This window comes from Halobaculum gomorrense, from assembly GCF_900129775.1.
Taxonomy (GTDB): domain Archaea; phylum Halobacteriota; class Halobacteria; order Halobacteriales; family Haloferacaceae; genus Halobaculum; species Halobaculum gomorrense.
In genome coordinates this window covers 252,587-267,844 of sequence record NZ_FQWV01000002.1, presented here as the reverse complement: position 1 = coordinate 267,844, position 15,258 = coordinate 252,587, and the positions used below count along the sequence as shown (strand labels likewise).

13 protein-coding genes are annotated in these 15,258 nt (G+C 70.2%); 8 read left to right on the top strand and 5 right to left on the bottom strand.

Annotation, left to right across the window (positions count from 1 at the left end):
• Positions 1-93 precede the first annotated feature (93 nt).
• The 5 genes from trpD to BUE16_RS04850 all read left to right on the top strand — a co-directional run bounded on the left by trpD (position 94) and on the right by BUE16_RS04850 (position 5,663).
• The gene (trpD, locus tag BUE16_RS04870; protein WP_073307649.1) at positions 94-1,086 is read left to right on the top strand and encodes an anthranilate phosphoribosyltransferase; all 993 of its coding nucleotides are present in this window, start codon (positions 94-96) and stop codon (positions 1,084-1,086) included.
• Complete coding sequence (locus BUE16_RS04865) at positions 1,086-1,745, top strand: phosphoribosylanthranilate isomerase (RefSeq protein WP_073307297.1); 660 nt, start codon at positions 1,086-1,088, stop codon at positions 1,743-1,745. Before trpD ends, BUE16_RS04865 begins: the two co-directional genes overlap by 1 nt.
• Positions 1,742-3,454, top strand: a complete 1,713-nt coding sequence (gene trpE, locus BUE16_RS04860; protein WP_073307296.1) for an anthranilate synthase component I — start codon at positions 1,742-1,744, stop codon at positions 3,452-3,454. Before BUE16_RS04865 ends, trpE begins: the two co-directional genes overlap by 4 nt.
• On the top strand, positions 3,451-4,089 hold the full coding sequence (gene trpG / locus BUE16_RS04855; protein WP_073307295.1) for an anthranilate synthase component II: 639 nt from the start codon (positions 3,451-3,453) through the stop codon (positions 4,087-4,089). The genes trpE and trpG overlap by 4 nt, the downstream gene beginning before the upstream one ends.
• 368 nt (positions 4,090-4,457) lie before the next feature.
• Positions 4,458-5,663: an MFS transporter gene (locus BUE16_RS04850; protein ID WP_073307294.1), complete on the top strand. Its 1,206-nt coding sequence runs from the start codon at positions 4,458-4,460 to the stop codon at positions 5,661-5,663.
• Positions 5,664-5,935: 272 nt separating this feature from the next.
• Here the strand turns inward: BUE16_RS04850 and BUE16_RS04845 are convergent, their stop codons facing one another.
• Positions 5,936-6,487, bottom strand: a complete 552-nt coding sequence (locus BUE16_RS04845; protein WP_073307293.1) for a peptidylprolyl isomerase — start codon at positions 6,485-6,487, stop codon at positions 5,936-5,938.
• Between the two features lie 105 nt (positions 6,488-6,592).
• Between BUE16_RS04845 and BUE16_RS04840 the strand changes: the two genes are divergently transcribed.
• Positions 6,593-7,657, top strand: a complete 1,065-nt coding sequence (locus tag BUE16_RS04840; protein WP_073307292.1) for a succinylglutamate desuccinylase/aspartoacylase family protein — start codon at positions 6,593-6,595, stop codon at positions 7,655-7,657.
• A 42-nt stretch (positions 7,658-7,699) separates the two neighbouring features.
• Here BUE16_RS04840 and BUE16_RS04835 read toward each other — a convergent pair whose 3' ends face one another.
• The gene (locus tag BUE16_RS04835) at positions 7,700-8,224 is read right to left on the bottom strand and encodes a hypothetical protein (RefSeq protein WP_073307291.1); all 525 of its coding nucleotides are present in this window, start codon (positions 8,222-8,224) and stop codon (positions 7,700-7,702) included.
• 206 nt (positions 8,225-8,430) lie between these two features.
• Positions 8,431-9,540 (bottom strand): anthranilate phosphoribosyltransferase, encoded by a 1,110-nt coding sequence (locus BUE16_RS04830; RefSeq protein ID WP_073307290.1) that lies wholly within the window; start codon positions 9,538-9,540, stop codon positions 8,431-8,433.
• Between the two features lie 117 nt (positions 9,541-9,657).
• Here BUE16_RS04830 and ahbB point away from each other — a divergent pair, with 117 nt between their 5' ends.
• Complete coding sequence (gene ahbB / locus BUE16_RS04825) at positions 9,658-10,728, top strand: siroheme decarboxylase subunit beta (protein WP_073307289.1); 1,071 nt, start codon at positions 9,658-9,660, stop codon at positions 10,726-10,728.
• A 106-nt stretch (positions 10,729-10,834) separates the two neighbouring features.
• On the opposite strand, the gene BUE16_RS04820 is transcribed toward ahbB, so the two are convergent.
• On the bottom strand, positions 10,835-11,905 hold the full coding sequence (locus BUE16_RS04820; protein WP_073307288.1) for a dipeptide epimerase: 1,071 nt from the start codon (positions 11,903-11,905) through the stop codon (positions 10,835-10,837).
• Entirely contained in the window at positions 11,905-12,927 is a 1,023-nt protein-coding gene (locus tag BUE16_RS04815) for a DUF1611 domain-containing protein (RefSeq protein WP_073307287.1), read from the bottom strand. The genes BUE16_RS04820 and BUE16_RS04815 overlap by 1 nt, the downstream gene beginning before the upstream one ends.
• 707 nt (positions 12,928-13,634) lie before the next feature.
• On the opposite strand from BUE16_RS04815, the gene BUE16_RS04810 reads away from it, so the two are divergent.
• The gene (locus tag BUE16_RS04810) at positions 13,635-14,996 is read left to right on the top strand and encodes an LLM class flavin-dependent oxidoreductase (protein WP_073307286.1); all 1,362 of its coding nucleotides are present in this window, start codon (positions 13,635-13,637) and stop codon (positions 14,994-14,996) included.
• The last annotated feature ends 262 nt before the right edge of the window (positions 14,997-15,258 follow it).

Below are 15,258 nucleotides of genomic sequence, written 5' to 3'. Positions count from 1 at the left end.
CCGGGTGGTCGTGATCGGCCGCGACAGCCTTATTGCGATGCACACATTCGTACATCGTACGACCAACACCGACAACGGTGGTTTACAATGAGTATCCAAAACTACATCGAGCGCGTGACCGAGGGGGAGGATTTGAGCGTCGAGGAGGCACGGGCGGCGTCGACGGCGGTGTTCGAGGGGGCGACGGAGGCGCAGATCGGCGCGCTGCTGGCGGGGCTGCGCGCGAAAGGAGAGACCGAAGCCGAGATCGCCGGGTTCGCGCAAGGGATGCGCGAGGCCGCGCGGACGATCGACCCCGACGCCGGCCCGCTCGTCGACACCTGCGGCACCGGCGGCGACGACTACGACACGATCAACGTCTCGACCACGTCGGCGATCGTCGCCGCGGGCGCGGGCGTCACCGTCGCCAAGCACGGCAACTACTCCGTCTCGTCGTCGTCGGGCTCGGCGGACGTGCTGGAGGTGGCGGGCGTCGAGGTCGACGCCGAACCGCCGGCGGTCGAAGCCGCCATCGAGCGCGACGGGATCGGCTTCATGCTCGCGACGGTGTTCCACCCCGCGATGAAGGCCGTCATCGGCCCGCGCAAGGAGCTGGGCATGCGCACGATCTTCAACGTCCTCGGCCCGCTCACCAACCCCGCGGGCGCCGACGCGCAGGTGCTCGGCGTGTACGACCCCGACCTCGTCCCGATGATCGCCGAGTCGCTCACGCACATGCCCGTCGAGCGCGCGCTGGTCGTCCACGGCGACGGCGCCGACGAGATCGGCCTCCACGGGCCGACGACCGTCGCCGAGGTCGACGGCGACGAGGTGACCGAGTTCACGCTCACCCCCGAGGATCTCGGCCTGGACCGCGCGCCCGTCGCCGACATCGCCGGCGGCACGCCCGAAGAGAACGCCGAGGACCTGGCGGGGATCGTCCGCGGCGACGTGACCGGCCCGAAGCGGGACGTGATCCTCGCGAACGCGGGCGCGGCGATCCACGTCGCCGGCCTCGCCGACTCGATCGAGGAGGGGACTGCGGTGGCTGCGAACGCGATCGACGAGGGCGACGCCGCCGCGACGTTCGAGGCGCTCCGGAGCTGATGGTGCGCGTGAAGATCTGCGGCGTCACCAACGGCGCCGACCTCCGCGCGGTCGCCGACGCCGGCGCCGACGCCGTGGGCGTCATCTCGGCGATCCCGGTCGACTCCCCGCGCGAGGTCGACCTCGCGCAGGCGGCCGACCTCGCGTCGATGGCGCCGCCGTTCCTGACGACGGTGCTGGTGACGATGCCCGAGACGCCCGAGGATGCCGTCGACGCCGTCCGGACCGTGACGCCGGACGTGGTCCAACTCCACGGCGAGTTCTCGCCCGAGGAGATCGGCTACATCCGGGCGGAGACCGAGACGAAGGTGATCCCGGTCGTCGACTACGACGAGCCCGAACGGGCGCGGAAACTCGACGAGGCCGCCGACGCGCTGGTGGTCGACTCCACAGACGAGGACGGCGGCGGCGGTACCGGCGAGACGGGCGACTGGGAGGCGGCCGCGGAACTGCGTCGCGACCTCGTCTCCCCGGTCGTGCTCGCGGGCGGGCTGACGCCGGAGAACGTGGTCGACGCCGCCGCGACCGTCGAACCGTTCGCCGTCGACGTGGCCTCCGGCGTGGAGCGCTCGCCCGGCGCGAAGGACCACGCGGCCGTCTCGCGGTTCGTCCGCAACGCCGGGCGCGCGCTCGGCGAGGCCGAGGAGGTGTACGAGTGAGCGAGGCGGGCGAGGGCGGACGGGGGCGGTCGACCGACGGCGACGCGGTCCTCTCGCGCTCGCGCGAGGCGTTCGTCGACCTCGTCGAGTCGGCCGACGCCGGGGGTCCGTGCGTCGTCCACGCGACGGCGGCGCTCGACGTGGACGTGGAGCCGCTGACCGCCTACGCCGCGCTCGCGGACCGCTCGGACCACTCGTTCCTGCTCGAGAGCGCCGAGAAGGTCGCCTCCAGCGACCCGGACGGCGCGTTCGCGCCAAGTTCGCGCGGTCACGGCCGCGACCGCGGCGCCGACGACGACGCGAGGAGCGACGGCGGCACCGACGGCACCGCGGCGCGCCACGCGCGCTACTCGTTCGTCGGCTACGACCCCGAGGCGGTGATCGCGGTCGGCCCCGACGGCACCGACCTCCAGCGGCTGGGGCCGGCCGCCGACCACGTCGACGTGTGCGGCCCGGACGCCGGCGACACGGTCGACCGGGTGCGCGCGGCCCTGCCCGACGTGACGCGCGTCGGCTTCCCCGATAACGACCGCCAGACGCTCGACGGCGGCTTCGTCGGCTTCCTCGCGTACGACGCGGTGTACGACCTGTGGCTGGAGGAGGTCGGCGTCGACCGTCCGGACCCGGTGGTGCCGGACGCCGAGTTCGTGCTCACGACGCGGACGCTCGCGTTCGACGACCGGGAGGACAGCGTCTCGCTGGTATTCACCCCGATCGTCGGCCCCGACGACGACCCCGGCGCGGTGTACGACCGCCTCGCCGACGAGGCTGCCGACGTGGCGGCGACCCTGCGCGACGCCGACCCGCCCGAGGCGGGCGGCGTCCGCGTCGACCGCGAGACCGCCGGCCCGCGCGAGGAGTACGAGGACGCCGTCCGCGAGACGAAGGAGGCCGTCCTCGACGGCGAGGTGTACCAGGGGGTCGTCTCCCGGACGCGGACGCTGGAGGGTGAGGTCGACGACCTCGGCCTGTACGAGTCGCTACGGGCGGTGAACCCCTCGCCGTACATGTACCTCCTGCGCCACGGCGACCGATCGGTGATCGGCGCCTCGCCGGAGACGCTCGTCTCGGTTGACGGCGACCGCGTCGTCTCCAACCCCATCGCGGGCACCATCCGCCGTGGCGCCTCGCCTGTCGAGGACCGCCGTCTCGCTGGCGAACTGCTCGCCGACGGGAAGGAGCGCGCCGAGCACACGATGCTCGTGGACCTCGCGCGCAACGACGTGCGCCGCGTGAGCGAGGCCGGCAGCGTCCGCGTCGAGGAGTTCATGAACGTCCTGAAGTACAGCCACGTCCAGCACATCGAGTCGACTGTGACGGGGACGCTCGCCGCGGACGCGGACGCCTTCGACGCGACGCGGGCGACGTTCCCAGCGGGCACGCTCACCGGAGCGCCGAAGGTGCGCGCGATGGAGCTGATCGACGACCTCGAACCGGAGCCGCGGGGCGTGTACGGCGGCGGCGTCGGCTACTACTCGTGGACCGGCGACGCCGACTTCGCCATCGTGATCCGGACGGCGACTGTGGAGCACGGTGCCCCCGACGAGTTGACGGTCCGCGCCGGCGCCGGCGTCGTCGCCGACTCCGACCCCGCCAGCGAGTTCGAGGAGACCGAACAGAAGATGGCGGGCGTGCTCAACGCCGTCGACCGGATCCGCACGGGCGGGACGGCCGCGGACGCCGCTGCGACCTCGGAGGTGGACGAGTGAACGTCACCGTCGTCGACAACTACGACTCGTTCACGTACAACCTCGTGGAGTACGTCTCGGACCTCCGGATCGACGGCGAGCCTCCGGACATCACGGTGTTGAAGAACGCCGCGACGCTGGAGGCGGTCCGCGACACCGACCCCGACGCGCTGCTCATCTCGCCGGGACCGGGCCACCCGAGGAACGACCGCGACGTGGGCGTAACGATGCCCGTGCTCCGGGAGCTGTCTCCAGAGGTTCCCACGCTCGGCGTCTGCCTCGGTCTGGAGGCGGCCGTCTACGAGTACGGCGGCGCCGTCGGCCACGCGCCCGAGCCGATCCACGGGAAGGCGTTCCCCGTCGACCACGACGGGGAGGGGGTGTTCGCCGGACTGGAGCAGGGCTTCCGGGCCGGGCGGTACCACTCGCTGATCGCCACCGAGGTTCCCGACTGCTTCGCCGTCACGGCGACGACCGACCACGACGTCTCCGCGTCACACGCGGAGGGATGCCGGACCGAGTCCGGCGAAGGCGAGGAGCTGGTGATGGGCGTGCGCCACCGCGAGCACCCGATCGAGGCGGTGCAGTTCCACCCCGAGTCGGTGTTGACAGCGGTCGGCCACGACGTGATCGAGAACTTCCTGCGCGGTGTGTAGGCCGAGCGCGCCCGCCACGACAAGACACTTGCGCCGCGGCCGAGCACCCGACTCGTATGGTCCCCGACCGCTCCTCCCCGAGCAGACGCGCCGTCCTCGCGGGCGGCGGGCTCACACTCGCCGGCGCCACGTGGGCATCGGCGCGATCGAGCCGACAGCCCTGTGCCCGACGCGGTGGCGGACCGGGCGTCGAAGTGACCCGACCCGACGCATGTGATCCTTGATTCTGTCCGCGAGATCACCCAGCGTTCAACAAAGACAACAGACAACAGTCCAAGGAAGCCCATCACGGGCCTGAATCCGGACGGCTCGTTCGGGGTTGCAGCTACCCAGATACTTTTCAGTGTGACCGATGGAAATCCACGGAGATGGTCGACGACGGTACGGGGTCCCCTGGGACAAGCGGGCGGTGGGGGTGTCTCGCCGGTGCGTGGCTGTTGAGCGTCGCGGCCAACGCTCTCCTCATCGTTCCCGCGGGGATCCTCCCGCCGATGATGGAAACGTTCGGGACCGGACCCGCGCTAACCGTTTGGGTGGTGAGCGCCGCGTTCGCGGCGTGGGCCCTCTCGAACTTCGGCGTCGGGTTGGCCATCGACCGAACGAGCGACTTCGCGGTGGCAACGGCCGCTACCCTCCTGATCGCCGTTGCCGGCGTCTGGGGGTGGCAGGCCGGACTCGACGGGCACTTCTGGTCACTCGTGAGCTCGCGGGCGCTCGCGGGCATCGCCATCGGAGCCGTCTGGACGACGGGAGCGAACCTCGTCGGCCGTGCGTTCTCCCACGGGGCCCAGGGGACAGCGCTGGGCGTTTTCACGACTAGTGCGCCCGCTGGGCTCGGGATTGGGCAACTCCTCGGTCCACTTGTCGCCGTTCGCTGGGGGTGGCCCGCCAACTTCCTCGGGTTCGGGATCGCGACGCTCTGCGGGTTCGTTCTGTTCTTCGTCGGCTATTGGCGCACGGACTTCGCCGAGGTGGAGCGTTCAGTTCCGGGGCTCACCGACCTACTCGGCGTCGTCCGCCAGCCCGCGGTCGCCTACGGCTCCGTGCTCGGATTTCTCGCCTACTCGCTCTTCCTCTTTTTCAATAGCTGGATGCCGACCTACCTCGCTCAGGAGTTTACCCTCTCGCTGACGATGAGCAGCCTCTTCGTCGCGCTGTTCCCGGCCGTAGGAATCGTCTCGCGGGCTGGCGGGGGCGTCATCTCGGATCGCTTCCTCGATGGTCGTCGACGCCCCGTTATTCGGCTCTCGTTCCTCTCCACCGCACCCCTAGTCGTCGGCATCGGCGTCACCGCGGAAGTGGGGTTCCTCGTCGCGCTGCTCGTCGCGGCCGGTTTCACCGTCCAGCTTTCCATCGGTATCTTCTACAGTTATGTCCGCGAGGTGGTCGAGACGACACGGACCGGAACAGCGCTCTCAATACTGGTGACCGCCTGTATCACCGGTGCGTTCCTCACACCCGCGTTCACGGGGTGGCTCATCGATCGGACGGGGTCGTACAGTTCAGCGTTCACCTTCGCGGGGATGCTTGCCGTCGCGGGGGTCGTCCTCTCGTGGCGAGCGCCTGAATCGTAGACTGGCCCCTACTAGCCCACAGAGTCGGTCAGCGAGTCCACTGTACGTACCGGAGCACGCCAACTGTTTCAGCAACGGAAGTTCAACGGGGCCAGACGATTCCGAATCCGCACTCACGACCGGAGATAGGATTCGGGTGTCGAAACCGGGATTCAGACACGAAGTTCGGATATCGGTACCGAGTGATTCGACGACGTTGGGCGCTTCGTGAGAACAACGGGATCAGCTCCCCGCGTGGCTGTTCAGCTATCCTGTTGGGCTCTCGTCGCGATCTACCGGTCGACGGTGACGCCCTCGATCTCCACGTCCTCGCGGGGCTCGTCGTTGCGCCCGGTCGGCAGCGAGCCGATCTCCTCGACCACGTCCATCCCGTCGACGACCTTGCCGAAGACGGCGTGCTTGCCGTCGAGGTGCGGCTGGGCCGCCAGCGTGATGAAGAACTGCGAGCCGTTCGTGTTCGGGCCGGAGTTGGCCATCGAGAGGACGCCGGGACCGTCGTGGGTGAGGTCGTCGTGGAACTCGTCGTCGAACTCGTAGCCGGGGCCGCCGCGGCCCGTGCCGGTCGGGTCGCCGCCCTGGATCATGAACTCGGAGATGATCCGGTGGAAGACGACGCCCTCGAACAGCGAGTCGCCGCGGATCTCGCCCGACTCGGGGTCCTCCCACGTCGTCGTTCCGACGGCCGGCTCCTCGCCGGCGGCGGGGTCGTGCTCCGCGAGGTTGAGGAAGTTCTCGACCGTCCGGGGCGCGCGTTCGGCGTACAGTTCGATCTCGATGTCGCCGTGGGTCGTGTGCAGCGTGACGTGTGGCAGGTCGTCGCTCATACCCCCATCCAGACCGCGGAGGGGGGAAAGTCGTTCGACTTCGGGGGCGGGCGGTCGCCGGGCGGCGGGCCACAGCTACAAGCCGCAGGGCCGGGAGAGTGAACCATGGCCGACCACGAAGCCGAGCGCGTCACACTCGCGCGCCTCCCCTCGGGCGTCGCACTCAAGACGACCGTTCACACGTACGCGCCCGAGTCGGCGGGCGACGCCGGCGCCGACGGCGCGGACGACACGGACCGGACCGCCGGGGCCGACGCCGCCGAGGGCCCGACCGTCTACGTCCAGGCGGCCCAGCACGGTCGGGAGATCAACGGCGCCGCGGTGTGCCGCCAACTCCACGACGACCTCGTCGCCGCCGACCTGGCGGGGACGGCCCATGTCGTCCCCGTCGCGGACCCGCTCACGTTCGACACCGTCTCGTACACCACGCCGGAGGCGTACGACTCGGTGAACCCGAACATGAACCGCTGCTGGCCCGGCGACCCCGACGGCACGCTCCACGAGCGCATGGCGGCGACGCTGTGGGCGTACGCCGGCGACGCCGACTTCATCGTCGATCTGCACACCGGCAGCCGCGACATGCTCACCCACACGGTGTACCTCCGCGGCGACGACGACTGCCGCCGGCTCGCGGAGGCGTTCGGCACGGACCTCCTGCTCGCGGAGTCCGCGGGCGAGGACGCCGACGAGGAGTGGGCCAGCCGCAACTTCGGCGGGAAGCTCCGCGTCGCCGCGACCCGCGAAGGGATCCCATCGATCACGCCCGAACTCGCGCACAACAAGGAGCTCGTCGACGACGCCATCGAGGCGGGCGTCGACGGCACGACGCGCGCGCTCCGGCACGCCGGCGTCCTCGACGACCGGGACGGAGAGGAGGCGTCCGTGCCGGCGTGGGACGGCACCCGCGCGCGCAACCACCTCGGGCGGGTGACCGCGAGCGAGTCCGGCCTCTTTCGCGCGGCCGCCGACCTGGCTATCGGCGACGAGGTCGTCGAGGGGAAGTACGTCGGCGAAGTGTACGACCCGACGACCTACGAGGTGCTCCAGGAGGCGACCGCCGACCGTTCGGGCGTCGTCTACTCGGTCGCCCGCGAGGCGACCGTCACCGCGGGCCAGACGCTCGTCGGCATCGCGATCCGGTTGGACGACGAGGAGCGGGAGATCGAGTGACGCAGAACGCGGCGTCGGGGCCGCGTGACCGGCCGTGGCGGGTCAGCCGCCGACTGCGACCGGCTGCGCCTCGCCGTCGCCGCGCCTGAGCAGGACGAGCGTGACGCCGCCGGCGACGACGCCGAGCAGCGTCATATATCCGAGGAAGCCGACGTACCACTCCACGCCGAGCAGTCCGGGCGTCCAGCCGATGAGCGCCGGCAGCGACGCGCCGCCCGCCTGCGTGACGAGCGCGACGACGAGCGCGGCCATCCAGCCGCCGATGAGGAGGCGACACACCTCCCGCCACGGCGCCGGCGAACCCACCTTCGTGAGGAGTCCGCCGACGCCGACCGGAACGTAGAGAAACGCGAACCCGAGCGCGAGCGGGAGCGTCGCCGCCGACGCCGGCAGCCCGAAGCCCGCGCCGACGCCGGTGAAGATCGCGACCAGCGCGAGCATCGCACCGAGCGCACGGTCGTGGCCGATCAGCCTGCCGAGGACGTACGTCGAGAGCGCGAGCAGGACGACCACGGCGCTGGCCGCGAGGAAGAACAGCTGGTACAGGCTCGCCGGTCCCACGGCCATACTGGGTGAACGGGACGCGCGACCGATAATAAACCTCTGGCGCCGCGTCTCAGCGGTGAGAACCACGGCCGCGCCTCGTTCACGGGCGGGACGGTCCATGTGTCGCTCCGCTGTGTCCCGCGGTCTCGCTCGCTCACGGCCGCGCCGCTCGCCGTTCGCAACGAGGGCTCGCTATCACTCGCCCTCGCCCCGCTCGACCGCGCTTCTCAGAACTCGCGCAGAGCCGCCAGCACGTCGGCCGCAGAGCCGTCGTCGATCGCCTCGCGCGCGAGGTCGATCCCCTCGTCGATGCCGTCGGCGTCGCCGCGGGCGTAGATGCGCAACGCCGCATTCAGCGCGACCGCGTCACGCCAGTGGTCGTCGCGCTCGCCGGTGACGACCTCCTCGGTGAGCGTCGCGGAGTCGACCGCCACGTCGTCGACCTCCAGATCCGCCTCCTCGAAGTCCATGCCGTACTCGGGCGTCTCGATCTCGTAGTCGGTGAACGAGTCGCTCTCGCTGCCGCCGTCGCCGTCCGCGTCGCCTCCCGCGTTCCACTCGGCGACCTTTGTGTAGCCGGGGCGAATGTCGTCGTACCCTTCCATCCCCTGGAACATGATGACCCGGTCGAGGTCGTGGAACTCGCTGTCGACGAACGTGTCGACGACCTTCTTCGCGAACGCGAGGTGGTAGAACGAGCCGAGGTGCGTGGAGGCGCCCGCGGGGTTCGCGAGCGTCTCGATCGTGTTCACGAACGAGCGCACGCCCATCATGTCGCGGCGCTCCCACAGGTCGTCGATCGCGGGGTTGAACGCCGGCTGGTAGTAGAAGCCGAACCCGGTCTCGTCAACCATCTCCGCGGAGTCGCGCGGCGTCAGCTCGGTCGCGATCCCCAGCTCGTCGAGGACGTGCTTGTAGGCGTCCTGCTTCTGCGTCGGGACGCGGTCACCGGAGTGGACGACGACGGGCGTGCCGGCGCCGGCGGCGACGATGCCCGCGGCGGCGCCGAGGATCGCCGTTTCGCCTTTCCCGTCGTAGTTGGCGCCGCAGTCGATGGGGTCGGCGTCGGGCTCGACGTACTCGACGCGCGCGCACATCTCGTCGACGTACGCGGCCAGCTCCTCGGGATTGTTGCGCTTCCAGCGGTTGGCCAGCCAGAAGGCACCCAGCGTCGTGTGGTCGGGCTCGCCCGCGAAGATCCGGCGCATGGCCTCGGTCGCCTGTGCGCGGGTCATGTCGTCGGCCGACTTGGGGCCGGAGCCGCAGACCTCAGTCATCAGCCGCTTGAGCGGCCACTCGCCGAACGTCTCATCCTCCTCGGTGGTCGCCTTCGCCATACCCGATCCCAGGTGCGTGCGGCGCAAAAACCACCCGATCCCCCGAACGTCGCGGGCGGGGTTGCGGGCGCGAGTACGAGCGAAACCGGTAGGTGCCGCCGGTCCCTACGACGGTTAATGAGTGGCGCCGAGGGCGATGGCGCGGACGCGAACACGAACGCGGTCGACGACTGGCGGGCCGGCCTCGACGACGTCGACGCGCGACTGATCGACGACTACCAGAGCGGCTTCCCCGTCGCCGAGCGACCGTTCCGGGTCGTCGCCGACGATCTCGGGGTCGGCGAGGACGAGGCGCTCGAGCGGGTGGAACGCCTGCGCGAGCGCGGCGTGTTCCGGCGGTTCGGCGCGGTGCTCAACCCGCCGGTGATCGGGTCGTCGACGCTGGCGGCCGTCTCGGCGCCGGAGGACCGCTTCGAGGAGGTCGCGGCGGTGATCAACGGCTACCGACAGGTGAACCACAACTACCGCCGCGACCACGAGTGGAACCAGTGGTTCGTCGTCACCGCCGCCAGTCGCGAGACCCGCGATCGGATCCTCGCGGAGATCGAGGAACAGACCGGCTGCGGGGTGCTGAACCTCCCGATGTTGACGGACTACTACATCGATCTCGAGTTCCCCGTCTGGAACGACGACGCCTTCGCCAGAGAGTCGCTCGACTCGACGGACGCCGGGGCGACTCGCATCTCCGAGAACGCGACCGGCGATCTCTCCGGGTTGGAGCGGGCGCTGCTGGTCGAGATCCAGGACGGCTTCCCCCTCACCGCGACGCCGTACCGCGACATCGCCGACGCCGTCGGCGCCGACGTGGACGACGTGCTCGCGGCCGTCGAGCACCTGCTCGCGGACGGCTGCATCAAGCGGATCGGCTGCGTCGTCAACCACATCGTCACCGGCTTCCGGAACAACTGCATGGTCGTGTGGGACGTGCCCGACGACCGCCTCGACGAGTTGGGTGAGTCGGTGGGCGAACTCCCGTACGTGACACTGTGTTACCACCGGCCGCGCCGACGTGAGCAGGACTGGGAGTACAACCTCTTCACGATGGTCCACGGCCGGGAGGCCGAGGCCGTCGACGCGAAGATCGACGAGTTGGCCGCCGACTACCTCCCGTTCGAACACGAGCGGCTGTACTCGACGGCGACGCTGAAGCAGACCGGCGCGCAGTACGAGGAACTGGTCGGGGAGTAGTCGCGGCCGACGGACGGTCCGTTCGTCGTCGCGGTCCCAGATCCGTTCGACCGCCCGCTCCGTTCGCTCGCGGGTCGCTTCGCTCCCCGCTCGCATCGAGGGCTCGCTATCGCTCGCCCTCGTCTCGCTCAACCGCGCCCGTCCCGGGTCGGTCGACCGCCGCCACGTCGATCCGTCCCTCGTCCATCGGCACGCCCTCGAAGGGGTCCGCCTCCTCGGCGAGCAGCAGGCTTCCGTCGAGGTCGGCGTAGTCGAGAAACGGCGCCAGCTGACAGCCCGCGGCGATGGCGGCGTTCGATTCGACCATGCAGCCGAGCATGACTTCGAGCCCGTGTGCGCGGGCCGCGTGGACCATCCGCTTCGCCTCCAGCAGGCCGCCGCACTTCATCAGCTTCAGGTTCGCGATGTCGCAGCGGTCGGCGATCTGTGGGACGTCGTCCAGCGTGACGCACGACTCGTCGGCCGCGATCGGGAGGACCGAGCGTTCAAAAGCGTCTCTCAGCCCCCCCGGGTCGCCCGCGGGGACCGGCTGTTCGATGAACTCGACGCCCAGATCCGCCAGCCACTCGCTCTTGCGGGCGGTCTCGCGGGGGGTCCACGCCTCGTTGGCGTCGACACGGAGGGTGGCGTCGGGCGCCTCCTCGCGGACCGCCTCGACGACCTCGCGGTCGCGGTCGGTGCCCAGCTTCAGCTTCAGCGTGCCGTAGCCCGCCTCGACGGCCGCGCGGGTCTTCCCGCGCATGGTCTCGGTGTCGTCGATCCCGATGGTGTAGGAAGTGTCGGGTGCGTCCGCCGGGTTCAGCCCCCACAGTCGGTAGAGAGGAACGCCGAGTCGCTTCGCCGCCAGATCGTGAACCGCGATGCTCGCCGCACAGCGAGCGGCGGGGTTGTCGGCGACGACCGCCCCCATGCGCTTCTCGATCTCCGCGAGCGCGTGCGGGTCGCCGATGGTCTCGACCTCGGCGAGCAGGTCTGGCAGCACCGCGACGACCGTGTCGACGGTCTCGCCGTAGTGGGCGGAGGGTGCGGCAGCGCCGACGCCGACCGTGCCGTCCTCGTTCTCGATACGCACGATCACGTTCTCGGCGGCGACAGTGGTGCCCCGGGAGATGGTGAAGTCGTGTTCCAGCGGGAGCGAGACGCGCTCGAACGAGGCCGAAAGCGAGGGCCCCGGCATCACCGGATCGCCTCCACGATCGCCTCGGCGCCGAAGCGGATGAGGTCCGTCGCGGGCGCATCGATCTCGTCGGCGAACTCGTCGACCGCCTCCCGGGCGGCCGCGTCGTCCGCGATGCCGGCGGTGTTGAGCGCGCCGGCGACGACCTCGGCCTCGTGGACGGGCGCCGCGAGCGACTCGTAGAGGTCGACGTACTCCTCGATCGGCGGGAGCGCGGTGTCCTCGTAGCCGTGGATCGCCTCCCTGCCGGCGGCGTGACACAGGACCAGTTCGTCCGCCATCGCGCCGTGGAGGATGCCGCAGGTGACCGCCGAGTAGGCGGGATGGACGATGCTGCCCTGTCCCTCGACGACGAGCAGGTCGTACTCGTCGCCCCGCTCCAGGATCATCTCCTCGACGGCGCCGGCGGTGAAATCCGAGACGACGCGGTCGACGGGGTTCCCCCACCCCTCGATCATGATCCCGGTCTGGCCGGTCGGGATCGCGCACGCGTCGATCCCGGCCTCACGGGCGGCCTCGACGATCTCCATCGTCGCCGTCATCTTCCCCACCGAGCAGTCCGTGCCAACCGTCAGCACCACGTCGGCGCTCACCTCGTCCGAACGACCCTGTGCGACGGTGAGGCCGTCGTGTGGCTCGCGCACGTCGCGCAGTTCGACGCCGTGTTCGGCCGCGAGCGCGGCGAACTCCTCGTCGTCGTTCAAGAAGTAGTGGAGACCCGAGACCACGTCGCAGCCGGCCTCGATGGCCGCGCGCACGTCGGGGCGCCACGACTCGTCGAAGCCGCCGCCGATGGGCGCGATCCCGACGATCAGCGCGTCCACCTCCCCGGGCACGTCCGCGAACGACTCCACGATCGGCGCGTCGGGCACGTCGGGAAGCTGGTCGGCGACACGCTCGCCAGGCCGGTCGCGGTCGAGGACGGCGGCGACCTCGTAGTCTGCGTACCGGAGCACGCCGTTGGCGGTCTTCGAGCGGTCGGGGAACTTCTCGTGGGCGAGGACGGCGACGCGGTCGGGCATGGACGTAGGTGCGTGAGGGCTTGGCTTAAATCGGACCCACCCGGTCGGTTCGGCCGGATACTTCGACTGTGCGGTCGGTGTGGCCGGGTGACCACAGTTTCGGTAGCGACAACCGTGGAGATGACCGCGACTGCGACGACGGTCACGACGACCGTGGTGACGACCGCGAAAGCCCCCGCGGCCCCTTTCAGTCCCGCCCCGTCAGTTGGACGAGCCGAGCGACGTACCCGTCCGCACGGTGTACACGTACCGTGGTGGCGCGCGCGGGCCGACCTCCGTGTCGGCCGGGTGCGCGCGAGGGACGAGTGAGGAGCGAAGCGACGAACGAGTCGGCTGGGGAGGACGAGGCTGCGGTGCGGTTGGGTGGGACTGAAAGGGGCCGGGCGGGTCGTGAGCCGAGACGTTCACGAGAGCTTTGCTCTCGTGAGCCAATCAGAACGCGTCGCGTTCTGATGACGACGTAAGCACCACAGCGAGCGAAGCGAGCGAGGAGCGCAGCGAGTCGCAGGCTGGGCGGGACCGAAGGTCCCGCTTGCAGACGGGCGGCTCTGCCGCCCGTCGACCACGACCCGCCCGGGGGCTTTCGCGGTCGTGTTCTCCGCCGAACCCACAGCGTCCACACCACACGATCAACGAACGATCCGAATACAGGCACAGTCGGCCGATTCCACCGCCTCTTACCCCGCTACCACTCCAGGACCAACCCAATGAGCGACGGGATCCACCTCAACCTCTTCACGATGAACTCCGTGGAGCACGTCTCGCCGGGCTCGTGGCGACACCCGGCGGACCGCTCCGCCGAGTACAGGGACAGGGAGTACTGGACCGACGTGGCCAGGACCGCCGAGCGCGGCGGCTTCGCGGCGGTGTTCTTCGCGGACGTGCGCGGCGTCTACGACGTGTACGGCGGCGACCGCTCCACGGCGATCGAGAAGGCCGTCCAGACCCCCTCGAACGACCCCGGGTATCTCGTGCCCGCGATGGCGGAGGTGACGGACTCGCTCGGGTTCGCGGTGACGAAGTCGACCACCTACACCCACCCGTACCAGCTCGCGCGGGAGTTCTCCACGCTCGACCACCTCACGGACGGCCGCATCGCGTTCAACGTCGTCACCTCCTACCTGGAGTCGGCGGCGGCGAACCTCGGCCTCGACGAGCGGATGGACAAGAAGACCAGATACGACCGCGCGGACGAGTTCATGGACGTCTGCTACGCGCTGTGGGAGGACTCGTGGGAGGAGGGCGCCGTCGTCCGCGACCGCGAGTCAGGCGTCTTCACCGATCCCGCGAAGGTCCACGACATCGACCACGAGGGCGCGTTCTTCGACGTGCCCGGCCCGCACGGCTGCGAGCCGTCGCCGCAGCGGAGTCCCGTGATCTTCCAGGCGGGCTCCTCCGACCGCGGGCGCGACTTCGCCGCCGCCAACGCCGAGGCGGTGTTCTGCTCGCAGCCCACCGAGCGCGGCGTCCGCGAGTACATGGACGACCTGCGCGACCGGGCCGCCGACCTCGGCAGGGACCCCGACGACCTCGCGTTCTTCCCCGGCATCGTCCCCATCGTCGCCGAGACGGAGGAGGCCGCACAGGCGAAGTACGAGCGCCTGCTGGAGACGGTCGACGTGGAGGCGACGCTCGCGCTGCTGTCGGGCTTTCTCGACATGGACCTCTCGGAACTCGACCCCGATCAGAAGATCGAGCACATCGAGACCGGCGCGATCCAGGGGACGATGAACGCCTTCACGAAGTCCGACCCGGACCGCGAGTGGACCGTCCGGGAGGTCGCACAGTTCTCCGGGCTGGGCACCACCTCGCCGGTCGTCGTCGGGACGCCCGAGCAGGTGGCCGACGAACTCCAGTACTGGCACGAGGCGGTCGGCGTCGACGGCTTCAACGTGAAGGAGGTCCTGCGGACGGGGAGCCTCGACGACGTGGTCGACCTCCTCGTGCCGGAACTGCGCGCGCGAGACCTGCTCGTGGAGCCGACACCCGGAGAGACCCTCCGCGAGCGCCTCATCGGCGACGGCTCCAGGCTGTCCGCGACCCACCCCGCGCGACAGCAGCTAAAATGAACGCTTCCCCGTCCGAAACGATCGCGGATCCCCCTCGCTGTGGCGTCTGTCGCGCACGACCGACAGTTACGGTCGGGGACGGTACGGCCGGCGCCAACATGGTTAAGTAGTCGGACCCGTTTGGGATAGGTGACGCTTCGTCTGGAGGGCCGAAGCGTCAGCGGGGACCAATTCAGGGCGGAACGCGCGCCGCTCTTTTCACCGGCGCGCGTTCGGCCCACGTTTCACAGTTCTGAGCCGCCGCTATCGCGGTCGGGATGAA